Source organism: Herminiimonas sp. Marseille-P9896, from assembly GCF_903993245.1.
GTDB classification, from domain to species: domain Bacteria; phylum Pseudomonadota; class Gammaproteobacteria; order Burkholderiales; family Burkholderiaceae_D; genus Oxalicibacterium; species Oxalicibacterium contaminans.
Genome location: NZ_CAJEVT010000002.1, coordinates 560,640 through 574,004 on the forward strand (window position 1 = coordinate 560,640; position 13,365 = coordinate 574,004).

Here is a 13,365-nt window from a genome sequence, read left to right on the forward strand (position 1 = left end):
GCTAAGGTGCCGCAGTTTGATATCATCCGCCTTCGCTTTCTTTATCCCATTTAACGCAAGTTGCTTATGCTCTTGATCCGCTTACGCGCTTGATTCTGAATTAGTCCCTATGCAGCAAACCATTATTGATATCGAATCCCTCGACATGGAAGCACGCGGTGTCGGCCATTTGCAGAATGAGGATGGCACGCCGGGTAAAGTCGTTTTCGTCGAAGGTGCATTGCCGAAAGAGCGCGTCGTCTATTCTTCCTATCGTAAAAAACCGAATTGGGAAGCGGCAAAAATGATGTCGCTGATCAAGGAATCGTCGCTGCGTACCAAACCTAAATGCGCGTATTTCGGTGTTTGCGGTGGTTGCTCCATGCAGCATCTGGAGCCGAGCGCGCAGGTCGCATTGAAGCAGCGGATACTGGAAGACAACCTCAAGCACATAGGCAAGGTCAAGGCAGAAACCATGCTGCGTCCTATCCACGGACCGACCTGGGGCTATCGTTATCGCGCCCGTATTTCAGTGCGAAATGTGGTGAAAAAGGGTGGCGTGCTGGTCGGTTTCCATGAGCGCAAATCGTCGTTCATTACCGACATGAAGACTTGCGAAATCCTGCCGCCGCATGTGTCGGCTATGCTGATGCCGCTGCGTGAATTGATCGCATCGCTCTCTATCATTGATGATTTGCCGCAAATCGAATTGGCGATAGGCCAGGGGGCGCAAGAAAAAGTCACGGCCATGGTTTTGCGCATCATGACAGCGCTGACAGCTGATGACGAAGTGAAGTTAAAGGCTTTTTCCGACCTGCACCAGGTGCAATGGTGGTTGCAACCGGCTGGCCCGGATAGCGCTTATCAGTACTATCCGACGGAAAATAATCTGCACTACGCGCTGCCGGAATTCAACGTGAAGATGCCGTTCAAGCCAACGGATTTCACACAGGTCAATCATCAAATCAATCGCGTTTTGGTCGCGCGTGCCTTGCGTTTGCTGGATGCGCAGCCGACGGATCGTATTGCTGATTTGTTCTGCGGATTGGGTAACTTCACTTTGCCGATTGCGACACAAGCGCGTGAAGTCGTCGGTATAGAAGGCAGCACGACACTGACTGAGCGTTCACTGGAAAACGCCACGGCGAATGGCCTGGCAGATAAAACCTCGTTTTATTGTCGCAACCTGTTTGAGGCGAAAGCAGAGGATTTTGTCGAGCTGGGTAAATTCGATCGCATGCTCATCGATCCGCCACGTGATGGCGCGCTGGCTGTATGTGAGGCCTTGTCTGAAATGGGTAAGAGCCGTCCGGATCTGCTGCCGAGTCGTATCGTCTACGTCTCGTGTAATCCATCGACGCTGGCACGCGACGCTGCTGTATTGGTCAACGAAGGGCAGTACGATTTGAAGAATGCGGGCGTAATCAATATGTTCCCGCATACCTCGCACGTGGAATCGATGGCGGTATTCGAACTCCGTCCAACATCGGCAGCGACGGCGTAAACATCCGTGAGCAAGCTGCAGGAATAAAAAAGCCGACTGAAAAGTCGGCTTTTTTGTTTAATGAACTGAAAGTTTATCAGTCGCGTTCGCCGCCAAAGATGCCGAGCAGTGCCAGCAAATTGGAGAAGATGTTGTAGACGCTCAGGTAAATGCCCAGGGTCGCGGTGACATAGTTGGTTTCACCGCCGTTGATGATGCGTTGCACGTCATACAAGATGAAGGCAGAGAAAATACCGATCGCCACGACCGAGATGGTCAGTTGCAAAGCTGGCAATTGCAGCCAGATATTTGCGATTGCGGCAACGATGATTACCAGCACGCCCATGAACAGCCATTTGCCGAGGCCGCTGAAATCACGTTTGGAAACGGTCGCTACCGATGCCATCGTTGCAAGAATCGCAGCTGTACCACCAAAAGCGGTCATGATCAGTGCAGTGCCGTTGGCAAAGCCGAGAATGTGACCGATCAGGCGCGACAGCATCAAGCCCATGAAGAAGGTGAAGCCCAGCAGCAGGGCGACGCCCAGGCCGGAATTTTTGGTTTTTTCAATTGCATAAAAGAAACCGAATGCAATTGCCAAAAAGATAATCATCCCCATGAATGGGCTGCCCGAGAAGAAGGCAAATTTGAACTGTACGCCTATCCAGGCGCCCAGCACGGTAGGGATCATGGAAAGGGCGAGCAGCCAGTATGTATTGCGCAAGACGCGATGGCGTACCGCCGTGGTGTCATAGGTAGACGCTAAGGTCTGCTGTAAATTGCTCATGGTTTCTCCAGGTAAATATCAAGCTCGAGTTGTTGCCAAGCAGGTTCTTGACATGCTCATAGTATAAACGGTTCTGTTCTTAACGCTATCTTCACATTTAAAAGCTCTTGTTTCTGCTTCAAGTAGGTGGGGCTTTCATGGTAGAATTAAAGGTTAGTTGAAATATCAGAATTTTGTCTTAACCCTTTCATTTTATTGGAGTTTTTCAGATGGCAATCGAACGCACACTGTCGATTATTAAACCGGATGCAGTAGCAAAAAACGTAATCGGTCAGATTTATAGCCGTTTCGAAGGCGCAGGCCTGAAAATCGTCGCTGCTCGCATGACGCAATTGTCGCGTGCTGAAGCAGAAGGTTTCTATGCTGTGCACAGCGCACGTCCTTTCTTCAAAGACCTGGTCGACTTCATGATCTCCGGTCCTGTGATCATCCAAGTGCTCGAAGGCGAAAACGCTATCATCAAGCACCGCGACCTGATGGGCGCAACCGATCCGAAGAAAGCAGAAAAAGGCACCATCCGTGCTGATTTCGCTGATTCGATCGACGCAAATGCCGTACACGGTTCCGACGCAGAAGAAACAGCGAAAGTTGAAATCGCTTACTTCTTCCCAGCGCTGAACGTTTATTCGCGTTAATTTGAAATTCTGTCCGTCGCCAGCCACTGTGGTTCAGGCGACAGGCAGACAGAAGCAAAAAGTGTTTTTATGACGACTCTCACCAATCTGCTGGATCTGGATCCTGCGCAACTCATCGCTTACTGCGGCGAGTTGGGTGAGAAGCCGTTCCGCGCCAAGCAATTGCAACGCTGGATACACCAATTCGGCGCCAGCGATTTTGACGCGATGACCGATTTGGCTAAATCGCTGCGTGACAAACTCGCTACGCGCGCGATCATCGCTGCACCCGCTGTGATTTCCGATCACACCTCCGCCGACGGCACCCGCAAGTGGCTGGTCGATGTGGGGCAGGGCAATGCAGTCGAAACTGTATTTATCCCTGAAGAAAACCGTGGCACGCTGTGTATTTCGACACAAGCTGGATGCGCGGTGAATTGCCGTTTCTGTTCGACCGGCAAGCAGGGCTTTAACCGGAATCTTTCGGTTGGCGAAATCATAGGCCAACTGTGGATGGCCGAGTTTGAATTACGTCGTACCAAAGGCATAGAGCCTGGCCCTAAAGGTGAGCGCCAGATCACCAACGTGGTGATGATGGGCATGGGCGAACCTTTGCTGAACTATGAACCTACCGTCACCGCATTGAAGCTGATGCTGGACGATAACGCGTATGGTTTGTCACGTCGCCGTGTGACGCTGTCGACCAGCGGCGTGGTGCCGATGATAGACAAGCTGTCGCAGGATTGCGCAGTCGCGTTGGCAGTATCGCTGCACGCATCGAACGATGCCTTGCGCGACGGCCTGGTGCCGCTGAACAAAAAATATCCGCTGGTGGAATTGATGGCTGCCTGCAAGCGCTATCTGGAATTCGCGCCGCGTGATTTTGTTACCTTCGAATATTGCATGCTGGACGGCGTCAACGATAGCGACCAACACGCACGTGAGCTGATCGCCCTCGTGCGTCAGGCAGATGTGCCGTGCAAATTCAATCTGATTCCGTTCAATCCATTTCCTGAGTCGGGTTTGACGCGCTCGCAGAATCCACGCATCAAAGCCTTCGCACAGGTGTTGATGGATGCAGGCATCGTGACTACTGTGCGCAAGACGCGTGGCGATGACATTGATGCCGCATGCGGCCAACTGGCAGGTGAAGTGCAAGACCGTACACGGGTACAGGACCGCATGAAGAAAATGGCGGAGTACCAGGAAAAATTTGGCAAGAATTTCGGTCGTATTGTGGAGATTTCATCTTGATGACAGCACGTCGGTCGGCTTGGTTGGGTATGTCCCTGTTATCTGCAATCCTGTTGTTGGGTTGCGCCGCTAAACCTGCTGTAGCACCTGATAGTGAACTGGCTACCAGTTTCGATAAAACAGATAATCAAAAGCGTGCCCGTATACGCTTGCAACTGGCGATAGGCTACTACCAGCAAGGCCAGTTGAATGTGGCGCTGGACGAAGTGAAGTTGGCTTTGCAAACCGATCCTAATCTGGCTGATGCGTATAGCATGGCCGCCTTGATTTACATGGATCAGGGTGAGGCTCGTCAGGCTGAAGAGAATTTCACGCGTGCGCTGCGCCTGGCACCGAATGATCCGGACTTGAGCAATAACTATGGTTGGTTCCTGTGTCAGAACGGACGCGCGAACCAGTCCATTCCCTATTTCGAAGCAGCCTTGCGCAGCAAGACGTATCAGTCTCCTGCCAAAGCGCTGAATAACGCTGGCACCTGCAGCCTGATCCTGAAGGACAAGGTTGCCGCAGATCGTTATTTTAATGAAGCATTTCGCCTTGATCCCGGCAACCTGACGACCAGTACCAATCTGGCGCGTCTGAATTATGAGCGTGGTGATCTGGAGCGTGCCCGGTTTTATATTAATCGCGTGACTAAAGCAGATGTGCTGAGCGCGGAAGTGTTGTGGTTAGCAATCAAAATTGAACGCAAGGTGGGCGATCGCGCCGCAGAAAACAGCCTCGTGACGCAATTGCGCCGCCGTTATCCGGACTCGGCTGAGTTTGCTGCCTATCAGCGTGGAGCCTTTAATGAGTAATGACGTGCCTGTGAATGAAACTATGAACGATGCGGTCCCGGAACCAGCGCAAGAAGCAGTGCAACCTGAGCCGGTGATTTCCGCCGGTACGCAGCTGGTTGCCTTGCGCGAAGAGCGTGGCTGGACGGTAGAGCAGGTCGCGAATCAGTTGAACCTGGCCAGCCGTCAGATCCAGGCACTGGAAGAAGATAACTATGCAGCCTTGCCTGGCATGGTCATCGTACGTGGTTTCATCCGTTCGTATGCCAAGGTATTACGTGTAGATCCTGCGCCTATCCTGGCCGCGATCAAGGAAGATAAGGCAGAGCCTGCGATTTTGCCGCCTGAGCGCAGCCCGCTGTCTGCTTCGTTTTCTGAAACCAAATTGTTGTCGTCGAATTCGCGTGGCCTGAATTCGAAGGTCGTGCTCGGCGGTGGCATCCTGGTAGTGCTGGGTTTGCTGGCGTATGCCGGTCAGCACATGGGTTGGGTATCGCACAGCACTTTGGGCTCGCCGGCCAAAGTAGAAGAAAAACTGGCACCGATAGAATTGTCGGATACACCTGCGGGAGCCGTAGTAGAAGTGCCGCCACCGATAGAAATTACAGAAACCAGCGTGGCTGAAAGCAAGCCAGCTGAAGTAAAACCCGTGGAGGCTGCCAAGCCTGCGGCTGAACCGGTTGCCGTGGCTGCGAAGCCAGCTGCACCAGCCGCGACTGCACCAGTCAGTGCCGCGCCTGCGGCCGTAGCAGCAACGACGCCTGCAGCACCGGCAGCGACACCGGTAGTAAAACCAGCACCGGTTGCCGCGGTAGCCAAACCAGTTGTTCCGGTCGACAGCAAGAATGCCCTGGCGATCAATGTACGCGAGGATTCCTGGGTAGAAATTAAAGGCGCTGACAATAATGTGCTGCTGTCGCGCTTATTGAAAGCAGGTAGCTCTGAAGCAGTTGCCGTTACCGGTCCGGTTTCGGTCGTTATTGGTAACGCCGCAGGTGTCGATGTCACCTTGCGTGGCGCGCCGGTCGATGTGGTGACTGGAAACAGCAGCAACGTTGCCCGATTGAATTTGAAATAAAGCACTTATGTCGTCATCCAATCCGATAGCTACCGGCCCAGTTACGCGTCGCCAAAGCCGTATAGCGGTAGTCAGTTATGGCGGTCGTGAAGTTCGCATAGGCGGAGACGCGCCGGTAGTGGTGCAATCGATGACCAATACCGATACTGCGGACGTCATCGGTACTGCGATCCAGATCAAGGAATTGGCGCGCGCCGGTTCGGAAATGGTGCGCATCACCGTGAATACGCCGGAAGCTGCTGCAGCAGTGCCGGAAATTTGCGAGCAACTCGACAAGATGGATATCGTGGTGCCGCTGGTTGGCGACTTCCACTACAACGGTCACAAATTATTGAATGACTATCCGGAATGCGCGAAAGCGCTGGCGAAATATCGCATCAATCCGGGTAATGTCGGCAAGGGTAATAAACGCGATACGCAGTTCGCGCAAATGATAGAAACCGCGTGCCGCTTTGATAAGCCAGTACGCATAGGCGTGAACTGGGGCAGCCTGGATCAGGAATTGCTGGCACGCATCATGGATGAAAACGCGGCACGCGCGACGCCATGGAGTGCGCAAGCGGTCATGTATGAAGCATTGGTGACATCGGCGATAGAGAACGCGAAGCGCGCGGAAGAAGTTGGCCTGGCTGGTGATCGCATCATCCTCTCGTGCAAGGTGTCTGGCGTGCAGGATTTGATCGCGGTCTATCGTGAACTGGCGCGTCGCTGTGATTATCCGTTGCACCTCGGCCTGACTGAAGCCGGGATGGGCAGCAAGGGTATCGTTGCTTCGACTGCTGCACTGTCGGTTCTGCTGCAGGAAGGCATAGGCGACACCATACGTATATCGCTGACGCCGGAACCAGGCGGTGATCGCACCAAGGAAGTTGTGGTGGGACAGGAAATTTTGCAAACCATGGGCTTGCGTAAATTTACGCCTATGGTGATTGCATGCCCGGGTTGTGGTCGTACGACTTCAACTGTGTTCCAGGAATTGGCAGACGGCATACAAACCTATCTGCGCGATCAGATGCCGGTATGGAAGAAGGAATACCCGGGCGTGGAAGCGATGAACGTCGCAGTCATGGGTTGCATCGTGAATGGTCCGGGTGAATCCAAGCATGCCAACATCGGCATCAGTTTGCCTGGTACCGGTGAATCGCCAGCGGCGCCGGTATTCGTTGATGGTGAAAAAACCGTGACTCTGCGCGGTGACAATATTGCCGAAGAATTCCACGCAATCGTGCTCGATTATGTGAAGAGCCATTACGGTAAAGAAAAAACCAGCGCTGCTTAATTTGCAGACGCCGCACTCAACAAGTTGTAGAAAATAAGTCTTTAAAAATAAATGTCAGATACTAAGAAAACAGAAAAAATCGTCGGCGTAAAGGGAATGAATGACATTCTCCCGGCCGATGCGCCTTTGTGGGAATTGTTTGAAAACACTGTGCACACTGTGCTCAAGAGCTATGGTTTTCAACAGATCCGTACACCTATCGTCGAGCCGACCGCATTGTTTGCACGTGGCTTGGGCGAGGTGACCGACATCGTCGAGAAGGAAATGTATTCCTTCACCGATTCCATGAATGGCGACCAGCTGACTTTGCGTCCTGAATGCACTGCTGGCGTCGTACGTGCTGCGCTCGAACATAACCTGACTTATGACGGTCCGAAACGCCTGTGGTACGCGGGTCCGATGTTCCGTCATGAAAGACCGCAACGTGGCCGCTATCGCCAGTTCCATCAAATCGGTGCAGAAGCAATCGGCTTTGCTGGTCCGGATATCGATGCAGAACTGATCATGATGTGCCAGCGTCTGTGGGACGATCTCGGTTTGCAGGATGTGCGCCTTGAGTTGAACTCTATTGGTAATGCCGAGGAGCGCAACAAGCACCGCGCCGACCTGATCGCGTATTTTGAAAAGAATGAAGCGTTGCTGGATGCAGAAGCGAAGAAGCGCTTGCACAGCAATCCTTTGCGCATTCTGGATACCAAAAATCCAACCATGCAGGATATGGTCAACGCGGCACCTAAGCTGCTCGACTACCTGGGCGAAGAGTCGCGTGCGCATTTTGAGGGAGTACAAAAGATACTGCGTCACAATGCGGTTCCGTTCACCATCAATCCGCGTCTGGTACGCGGTATGGATTACTACAATCGCACCGTGTTTGAATGGGTCACCGATCAACTCGGTTCGCAAGGTACCGTTTGCGGCGGCGGCCGTTATGATCCGCTGGTTGAAATGTTTGGCGGCAAGCCGACTCCGGCCTGCGGTTTCGCGATGGGCGTGGAGCGCTTGCTGGAATTGATGAAAGCAAGTGGCGAGCAGTTTGCGCCGAATCAATGCGACGTTTATATCGTGCATCAGGGCGAGGAAGCGCAACTGCAGGCTTCCGTTGTGGCGGAACGTTTGCGTGACGCCGGACTCGATGTGGTATTGCATTGCGCGGCAGCGACCGGTATCGGTAGCTTCAAATCGCAAATGAAACGCGCGGATGGCAGCGGTGCTGCTTATGCCGTGATTATCGGTGAAGACGAAATTGCGCAGGGCACGGCAGTCGTCAAGGAAATGCGCAGCGCCGAAGCTGCTGGCAATCAAGCCAGTGTGCCATTCGAAGGCATCGCGGATTACCTGGTTGATCAGATCGTTGGTGCGCATGACCATGCGCACGACGAACACGTACATTATCATCATTAAACTTGGACCATCATGGCATACGATCACGCAGAGCAAGAACAATTAGCTACTCTTAAATCCTGGTGGAATCAGTACGGCAACATCGTTACCTGGGTACTCATCATCGTCCTTGGTGCTTATGCAGCGTGGGCAGGTTGGGGTGCTTACCAGCGTAGCCAGGCGACGCAGGCAGCGCAATTGTATGAAGAGCTGCAAAAAGCGGTAGCCGCGCAAGACAAGGAAAAAGTGCAGCGCGCAGCGACTGACATGGAAGCCAAGTTCGCTGGTACTGCTTACGCGCAAATGAGTGCACTGGCAGCGGCCAAGTCGGCATTTGATTCGAATGATTTCAAAACCGCGAAAGCGCAATTGCAATGGGTGATAGACAAAGGTAACAGCGACGAATACAAGGCTGTTGCGAAAGTCCGCCTGGCTGGCATCCTGCTGGATGAAAAAGCATACGACGAAGGCCTGAAAGTATTGGCGGGTGAATTCCCTGCGCAGTTTGCGAATGTGGTCAGCGATCGCAAAGGCGACATCCTAGTAGCGCAAAACAAGCTGGATGAAGCACGTGCCGCATATCAGGCCGCGCTGGACAAAACAGATGCCAAGAATCCTGCACGCCAGCTGATCCAGATCAAGCTGGATGCCATCGGTGGTGCACCGGTTAAAAAAGCAGCATAAAAGCTTAAAGGAAAAGAAATGCAGAAGTATCGAATCGCATTAAAAGTACTGTCAGCCAGCCTGTTGTTGGCTACTGCCGGATGCTCGTTCCTGTCATCGATGAATCCGTTTGCCAGCAAGCCATCGACGCGCAATACGCCTGCGCCGCTGGTTGAGTTCAAGCAAACCATGACTGCTCGCACTGCGTGGACTGCATCGGTCGGCAAAGCAGGAAACTATGCATTCTCGCCAGTACTGGTGCGTAACGATCTCTATACTGCAGCAGCGGACGGCACCATTACCCGCCTGGATGCAACCAATGGTCAGTCCTTGTGGCGCATCAATGCAGGCATGCCTTTGACTTCTGGTGTCGGCAGCGATGGCCAGACTATCGTGGTTGCAGGTGAGAAGGGCGTCGTACTGGCGTTTGATAACCAGGGCAAACTGCGCTGGAAAGCACAAGCCAGCAGCGAAATCCTGTCGACACCAGCAGTTGGCCTGGATACTGTCGTCATCCGCAGCCTGGACAATCGCGTCGTTGCTTATGATGCAGAAACCGGTACCCGTAAATGGTTTGCCCAACGTACTGCACCGCCGCTGACGCTGCGTACCTCGCCTGGCATCTCCATTGCAAATGGCAATGCTTACATTGGCCTGGCCGGTGGTCGCTTGCTGGCAGTGGCACTGAGCACTGGCGCACCACGCTGGGAAGTTGCAGTGGGTGATCCACGCGGTACGACTGAACTGGAACGTATTGCTGATATTTCCGGTTCGCCGTATGTCGCTGGCCGTGATGTGTGCGCAGTATCGTACCAAGGCCGTATCGCCTGCTTCGATACCGTCAGCGGCACACCGCGCTGGGGTAAAGCTTTCTCCAGTGATGTCGGTGTCGATGTCGATGGCAGTGCAGTGTATGCTGCGAATGAACGCGGCACCGTGCAGGCATTTGCCCGCGATACCGGCACCAGCATCTGGCAGAACGAGCAGTTGAAAAACCGCCGCCTGTCGACCCCGATTTCATCCAGCCGTGCAGTAGCGGTTGGCGATTACCAGGGTTATATCCATTTCTTTTCGAAAGACAATGGCTTGTTATTGGCACGTGTGAACACTGATGGTAGCCCGATAGTCGGCGTACCAGTTCGCACCGATGCGAATCTTATTTTTCAAACTCAATCAGGAACAGTGGTTGCGATCGCAGCCGAGTAAAACATTTGATGAAGCCGGTTATTGCACTTATAGGTCGACCTAACGTCGGCAAATCCACGCTATTCAACCGACTAACCCGGTCGCGTGATGCGTTGGTCGCTGACCTTCCGGGTTTGACGCGTGACCGGCACTACGGCGAAGGCCGTGTGGGCGAACGTCCGTTCCTGGTAATTGATACGGGGGGTTTCGAGCCTGTTGCCAAAGAAGGCATCATGCACGAAATGGCCAAGCAGACGAAACAGGCGGTAGCTGAAGCTGACGTCGTGATTTTCATCGTTGACGGTCGTCAAGGCCTGACGCCGCACGATAAAACCATCACTGACTTCCTGCGTAAATCAGGTCGTTCCGTGATGCTGGTCGTGAACAAGGCCGAAGGCATGAAGTACACCACGGTCACTGCCGACTTCTATGAGTTGGGCATGGGTGATCCGTATGTAATCTCGGCCGCGCATGGTGACGGTGTTGCCGACCTGGTCGAAGAAGCACTGGACATCGCGTTCGCGCAACGCCCACCGGAAGAAGAAACACCTGCCTCGAACGACAGAAGCATCAAGCTGGCTATCGTGGGCCGTCCTAACGTCGGTAAGTCAACACTGGTCAACACCTTGCTGGGCGAAGAACGCGTCATCGCATTCGATTTGCCCGGTACGACCCGTGATTCGATCGAGATTCCGTTCGAGCGCGACGGCAAACATTACACGCTGATCGATACTGCCGGTATCCGTCGTCGCGGCAAGGTATTTGAAGCGATCGAGAAATTCTCGGTGGTCAAAACCCTGCAGTCGATTTCCGAAGCGAATGTCGTGTTGCTCTTGCTGGATGCCCAGCAGGATATCTCCGAGCAGGATGCGCACATCGCCGGCTTTATCCTGGAGTCCGGCCGTGCGCTGGTCATCGGTGTGAATAAATGGGATGGCCTGACGACTGACCGCCGTGATGCGATCAAGATGGATCTGGAGCGCAAGCTGAATTTCCTTTCGTTTGCAAAAACACATTTTGTGTCGGCCCTGAAATCGAGCGGCATCGGTCCGATGATGAAATCTGTCGATAGTGCTTATGCAGCCGCCATGACCAACCTGTCTACGCCTAAGTTGACGCGTGCTCTGATCGAAGCGGTCGAGCATCAGCAGCCGCGGCGCAAGGGCTCCATCCGTCCTAAATTGCGCTATGCGCATCAGGGCGGCATGAATCCGCCGATTGTTGTCATTCACGGTAATGCGCTGGAAGCGATCGATGCAAACTACAAACGCTTCCTGGAAAAGCATTTCCGAGAAACTTTTTCGCTTGTCGGGACTCCACTACGTATCGAGTTACGTTCTGGTAAGAATCCTTTCTCGCGTTCGGAAAAATAAGCGATTTGGCGAAAATGCCAGAAATCGATTACATTCCAATGGTTGGAACACTTGAAAAATAGCAAGATGCCTCAACCTCTTAAACACAACAACACACTGGAGCTGTCATGACCAACAAAGGGCAACTGTTACAAGACCCATTCCTCAATGCTTTGCGCAAAGAGCATGTTCCCGTTTCGATCTACCTCGTTAACGGCATCAAACTCCAGGGTCATATCGAATCTTTTGATCAATACGTCGTCCTCTTGCGTAATACCGTCACCCAAATGGTGTACAAACACGCAATTTCCACCGTTGTTCCTGCACGTGCCGTGAACCTGAGCCTTGAATCAGAAGCTGAATAATTTATACGCCGCCCAGTTGTGGGCGCAGTTTTAATATGCGCGCAGTACTGGTAGGCCTTGATTTTGGCAAAGGCGATTTCGCTGCAAGCCTCGAAGAACTTTCCCTTCTTTCCAGATCGGCAGGTGCCGATCCGATCATGACGATCACTGGCAAGCGTTCTAGTCCGGACGCTGCCTTGTTTGTCGGTTCGGGTAAAGCAAATGAAATCGCTGATGCGGTCGTCGACCACGAGCTTGATATTGTCATCTTCAATCATGCTCTGTCGCCGGCGCAGCAGCGCAACCTTGAACGTCATCTCAAGGTGCGCGTGGTGGATCGCACCAGCCTGATTCTGGATATCTTTGCGCAAAGGGCGCAAAGCCATGAAGGTAAGGTGCAGGTCGAATTGGCACAATTGCAACACTTGTCGACACGACTGATACGCGGTTGGACTCACTTGGAACGGCAAAAGGGCGGTATCGGTCTGCGCGGACCAGGTGAAACCCAGCTCGAAACAGATAGGCGTTTGTTGGGGGTACGGGTCAAGGCCTTGCGCGCCAAGCTGGATAAGCTGCACAAGCAGCATGCTACCCAGCGTCGTGCGCGTGGTCGTAATAATGCATTTTCAGTATCGCTGGTCGGTTATACCAATGCCGGGAAATCGACCTTGTTTAACGCCGTGGCTAAAACCAGGGTATTGGCAGCTGATCAGTTGTTCGCTACCTTGGATACGACTTCGCGTCGGATTTATTTGGGCGAAGCCGGGAATGTGGTTATTTCCGATACGGTCGGGTTTATCCGCGAATTGCCGCATCAATTGGTTGCTGCTTTTCGCGCTACGCTGGAAGAAACCATCCATGCGGATTTGCTGTTGCACGTAGTCGATGGTGCCAGCCCGGTCCGGATGGAACAGATAGAGCAGGTGAATATGGTTTTGCGTGAAATCGGCGCTGATCATATCCCGCAGATTCTGGTTTGGAACAAGATTGACGCTGCCGGTCTGGAACCTGCTTTGGAGCGTGATGAATATGATAAAATTCGTCGTGTTTTTATTAGTGCCCAGACTGGAAGCGGATTGGATCTATTGCGAGAAGCAATAGCCGAATGTGCGCAGGAGCGCGCCGCTGGATTAGAAGATGTATCACTAGTTGCATCTGACGACGTCAACGTATAAGTATTTACTTGGCCTT

Annotated in this window: 13 protein-coding genes; 12 read left to right on the forward strand and 1 reads right to left on the reverse strand. The window is 53.0% G+C overall.

What is annotated here, in order from left to right:
* The first annotated feature begins 109 nt into the window (after window positions 1-109).
* On the forward strand, window positions 110-1,483 hold the full coding sequence (gene rlmD, locus H7U06_RS08130) for a 23S rRNA (uracil(1939)-C(5))-methyltransferase RlmD (protein WP_175625646.1): 1,374 nt from the start codon (window positions 110-112) through the stop codon (window positions 1,481-1,483).
* A 76-nt stretch (window positions 1,484-1,559) separates the two neighbouring features.
* Here rlmD and H7U06_RS08135 read toward each other — a convergent pair whose 3' ends face one another.
* On the reverse strand, window positions 1,560-2,249 hold the full coding sequence (locus H7U06_RS08135) for a Bax inhibitor-1/YccA family protein (RefSeq protein ID WP_175625647.1): 690 nt from the start codon (window positions 2,247-2,249) through the stop codon (window positions 1,560-1,562).
* 209 nt (window positions 2,250-2,458) lie between these two features.
* Between H7U06_RS08135 and ndk the strand changes: the two genes are divergently transcribed.
* From ndk to hflX, 11 genes are all read left to right on the forward strand, one after another.
* Window positions 2,459-2,884 (forward strand): nucleoside-diphosphate kinase, encoded by a 426-nt coding sequence (gene ndk, locus H7U06_RS08140; RefSeq protein ID WP_175625648.1) that lies wholly within the window; start codon window positions 2,459-2,461, stop codon window positions 2,882-2,884.
* A gap of 69 nt (window positions 2,885-2,953) precedes the next feature.
* A complete protein-coding gene (rlmN, locus tag H7U06_RS08145) occupies window positions 2,954-4,117 on the forward strand; it encodes a 23S rRNA (adenine(2503)-C(2))-methyltransferase RlmN (RefSeq protein ID WP_124573840.1) in 1,164 nt (387 codons plus the stop codon).
* 29 nt (window positions 4,118-4,146) lie between these two features.
* Window positions 4,147-4,914 (forward strand): type IV pilus biogenesis/stability protein PilW, encoded by a 768-nt coding sequence (gene pilW, locus H7U06_RS08150; protein ID WP_254873173.1) that lies wholly within the window; start codon window positions 4,147-4,149, stop codon window positions 4,912-4,914.
* On the forward strand, window positions 4,907-5,971 hold the full coding sequence (locus H7U06_RS08155) for a RodZ domain-containing protein (RefSeq protein WP_175625649.1): 1,065 nt from the start codon (window positions 4,907-4,909) through the stop codon (window positions 5,969-5,971). The genes pilW and H7U06_RS08155 overlap by 8 nt, the downstream gene beginning before the upstream one ends.
* 7 nt (window positions 5,972-5,978) lie before the next feature.
* Window positions 5,979-7,250, forward strand: a complete 1,272-nt coding sequence (gene ispG, locus H7U06_RS08160) for a flavodoxin-dependent (E)-4-hydroxy-3-methylbut-2-enyl-diphosphate synthase (protein WP_124573843.1) — start codon at window positions 5,979-5,981, stop codon at window positions 7,248-7,250.
* 51 nt (window positions 7,251-7,301) lie between these two features.
* Entirely contained in the window at window positions 7,302-8,651 is a 1,350-nt protein-coding gene (gene hisS / locus H7U06_RS08165; protein ID WP_175625650.1) for a histidine--tRNA ligase, read from the forward strand.
* Between the two features lie 12 nt (window positions 8,652-8,663).
* Complete coding sequence (locus H7U06_RS08170) at window positions 8,664-9,314, forward strand: tetratricopeptide repeat protein (RefSeq protein ID WP_175625651.1); 651 nt, start codon at window positions 8,664-8,666, stop codon at window positions 9,312-9,314.
* Window positions 9,315-9,332: 18 nt separating this feature from the next.
* The gene (bamB, locus tag H7U06_RS08175; RefSeq protein WP_175625652.1) at window positions 9,333-10,499 is read left to right on the forward strand and encodes an outer membrane protein assembly factor BamB; all 1,167 of its coding nucleotides are present in this window, start codon (window positions 9,333-9,335) and stop codon (window positions 10,497-10,499) included.
* An 8-nt stretch (window positions 10,500-10,507) separates the two neighbouring features.
* Window positions 10,508-11,851: a ribosome biogenesis GTPase Der gene (gene der, locus H7U06_RS08180; protein WP_175625653.1), complete on the forward strand. Its 1,344-nt coding sequence runs from the start codon at window positions 10,508-10,510 to the stop codon at window positions 11,849-11,851.
* 107 nt (window positions 11,852-11,958) lie between these two features.
* The gene (gene hfq, locus H7U06_RS08185; RefSeq protein ID WP_012079975.1) at window positions 11,959-12,195 is read left to right on the forward strand and encodes an RNA chaperone Hfq; all 237 of its coding nucleotides are present in this window, start codon (window positions 11,959-11,961) and stop codon (window positions 12,193-12,195) included.
* Between the two features lie 35 nt (window positions 12,196-12,230).
* Window positions 12,231-13,349 (forward strand): GTPase HflX, encoded by a 1,119-nt coding sequence (gene hflX, locus H7U06_RS08190; RefSeq protein WP_175625654.1) that lies wholly within the window; start codon window positions 12,231-12,233, stop codon window positions 13,347-13,349.
* The last annotated feature ends 16 nt before the right edge of the window (window positions 13,350-13,365 follow it).

What these genes read in the sequence shown, in the direction of transcription:
- rlmD (WP_175625646.1), top strand. Translation starts at nt 110, where the DNA reads ATGCAGCAAACCATTATTGATATCGAATCCCTCGACATGGAAGCACGC.
- H7U06_RS08135 (WP_175625647.1), bottom strand. Translation starts at nt 2,249, where the DNA reads ATGAGCAATTTACAGCAGACCTTAGCGTCTACCTATGACACCACGGCG.
- ndk (WP_175625648.1), top strand. Translation starts at nt 2,459, where the DNA reads ATGGCAATCGAACGCACACTGTCGATTATTAAACCGGATGCAGTAGCA.
- rlmN (WP_124573840.1), top strand. Translation starts at nt 2,954, where the DNA reads ATGACGACTCTCACCAATCTGCTGGATCTGGATCCTGCGCAACTCATC.
- pilW (WP_254873173.1), top strand. Translation starts at nt 4,147, where the DNA reads ATGTCCCTGTTATCTGCAATCCTGTTGTTGGGTTGCGCCGCTAAACCT.
- H7U06_RS08155 (WP_175625649.1), top strand. Translation starts at nt 4,907, where the DNA reads ATGAGTAATGACGTGCCTGTGAATGAAACTATGAACGATGCGGTCCCG.
- ispG (WP_124573843.1), top strand. Translation starts at nt 5,979, where the DNA reads ATGTCGTCATCCAATCCGATAGCTACCGGCCCAGTTACGCGTCGCCAA.
- hisS (WP_175625650.1), top strand. Translation starts at nt 7,302, where the DNA reads ATGTCAGATACTAAGAAAACAGAAAAAATCGTCGGCGTAAAGGGAATG.
- H7U06_RS08170 (WP_175625651.1), top strand. Translation starts at nt 8,664, where the DNA reads ATGGCATACGATCACGCAGAGCAAGAACAATTAGCTACTCTTAAATCC.
- bamB (WP_175625652.1), top strand. Translation starts at nt 9,333, where the DNA reads ATGCAGAAGTATCGAATCGCATTAAAAGTACTGTCAGCCAGCCTGTTG.
- der (WP_175625653.1), top strand. Translation starts at nt 10,508, where the DNA reads ATGAAGCCGGTTATTGCACTTATAGGTCGACCTAACGTCGGCAAATCC.
- hfq (WP_012079975.1), top strand. Translation starts at nt 11,959, where the DNA reads ATGACCAACAAAGGGCAACTGTTACAAGACCCATTCCTCAATGCTTTG.
- hflX (WP_175625654.1), top strand. Translation starts at nt 12,231, where the DNA reads ATGCGCGCAGTACTGGTAGGCCTTGATTTTGGCAAAGGCGATTTCGCT.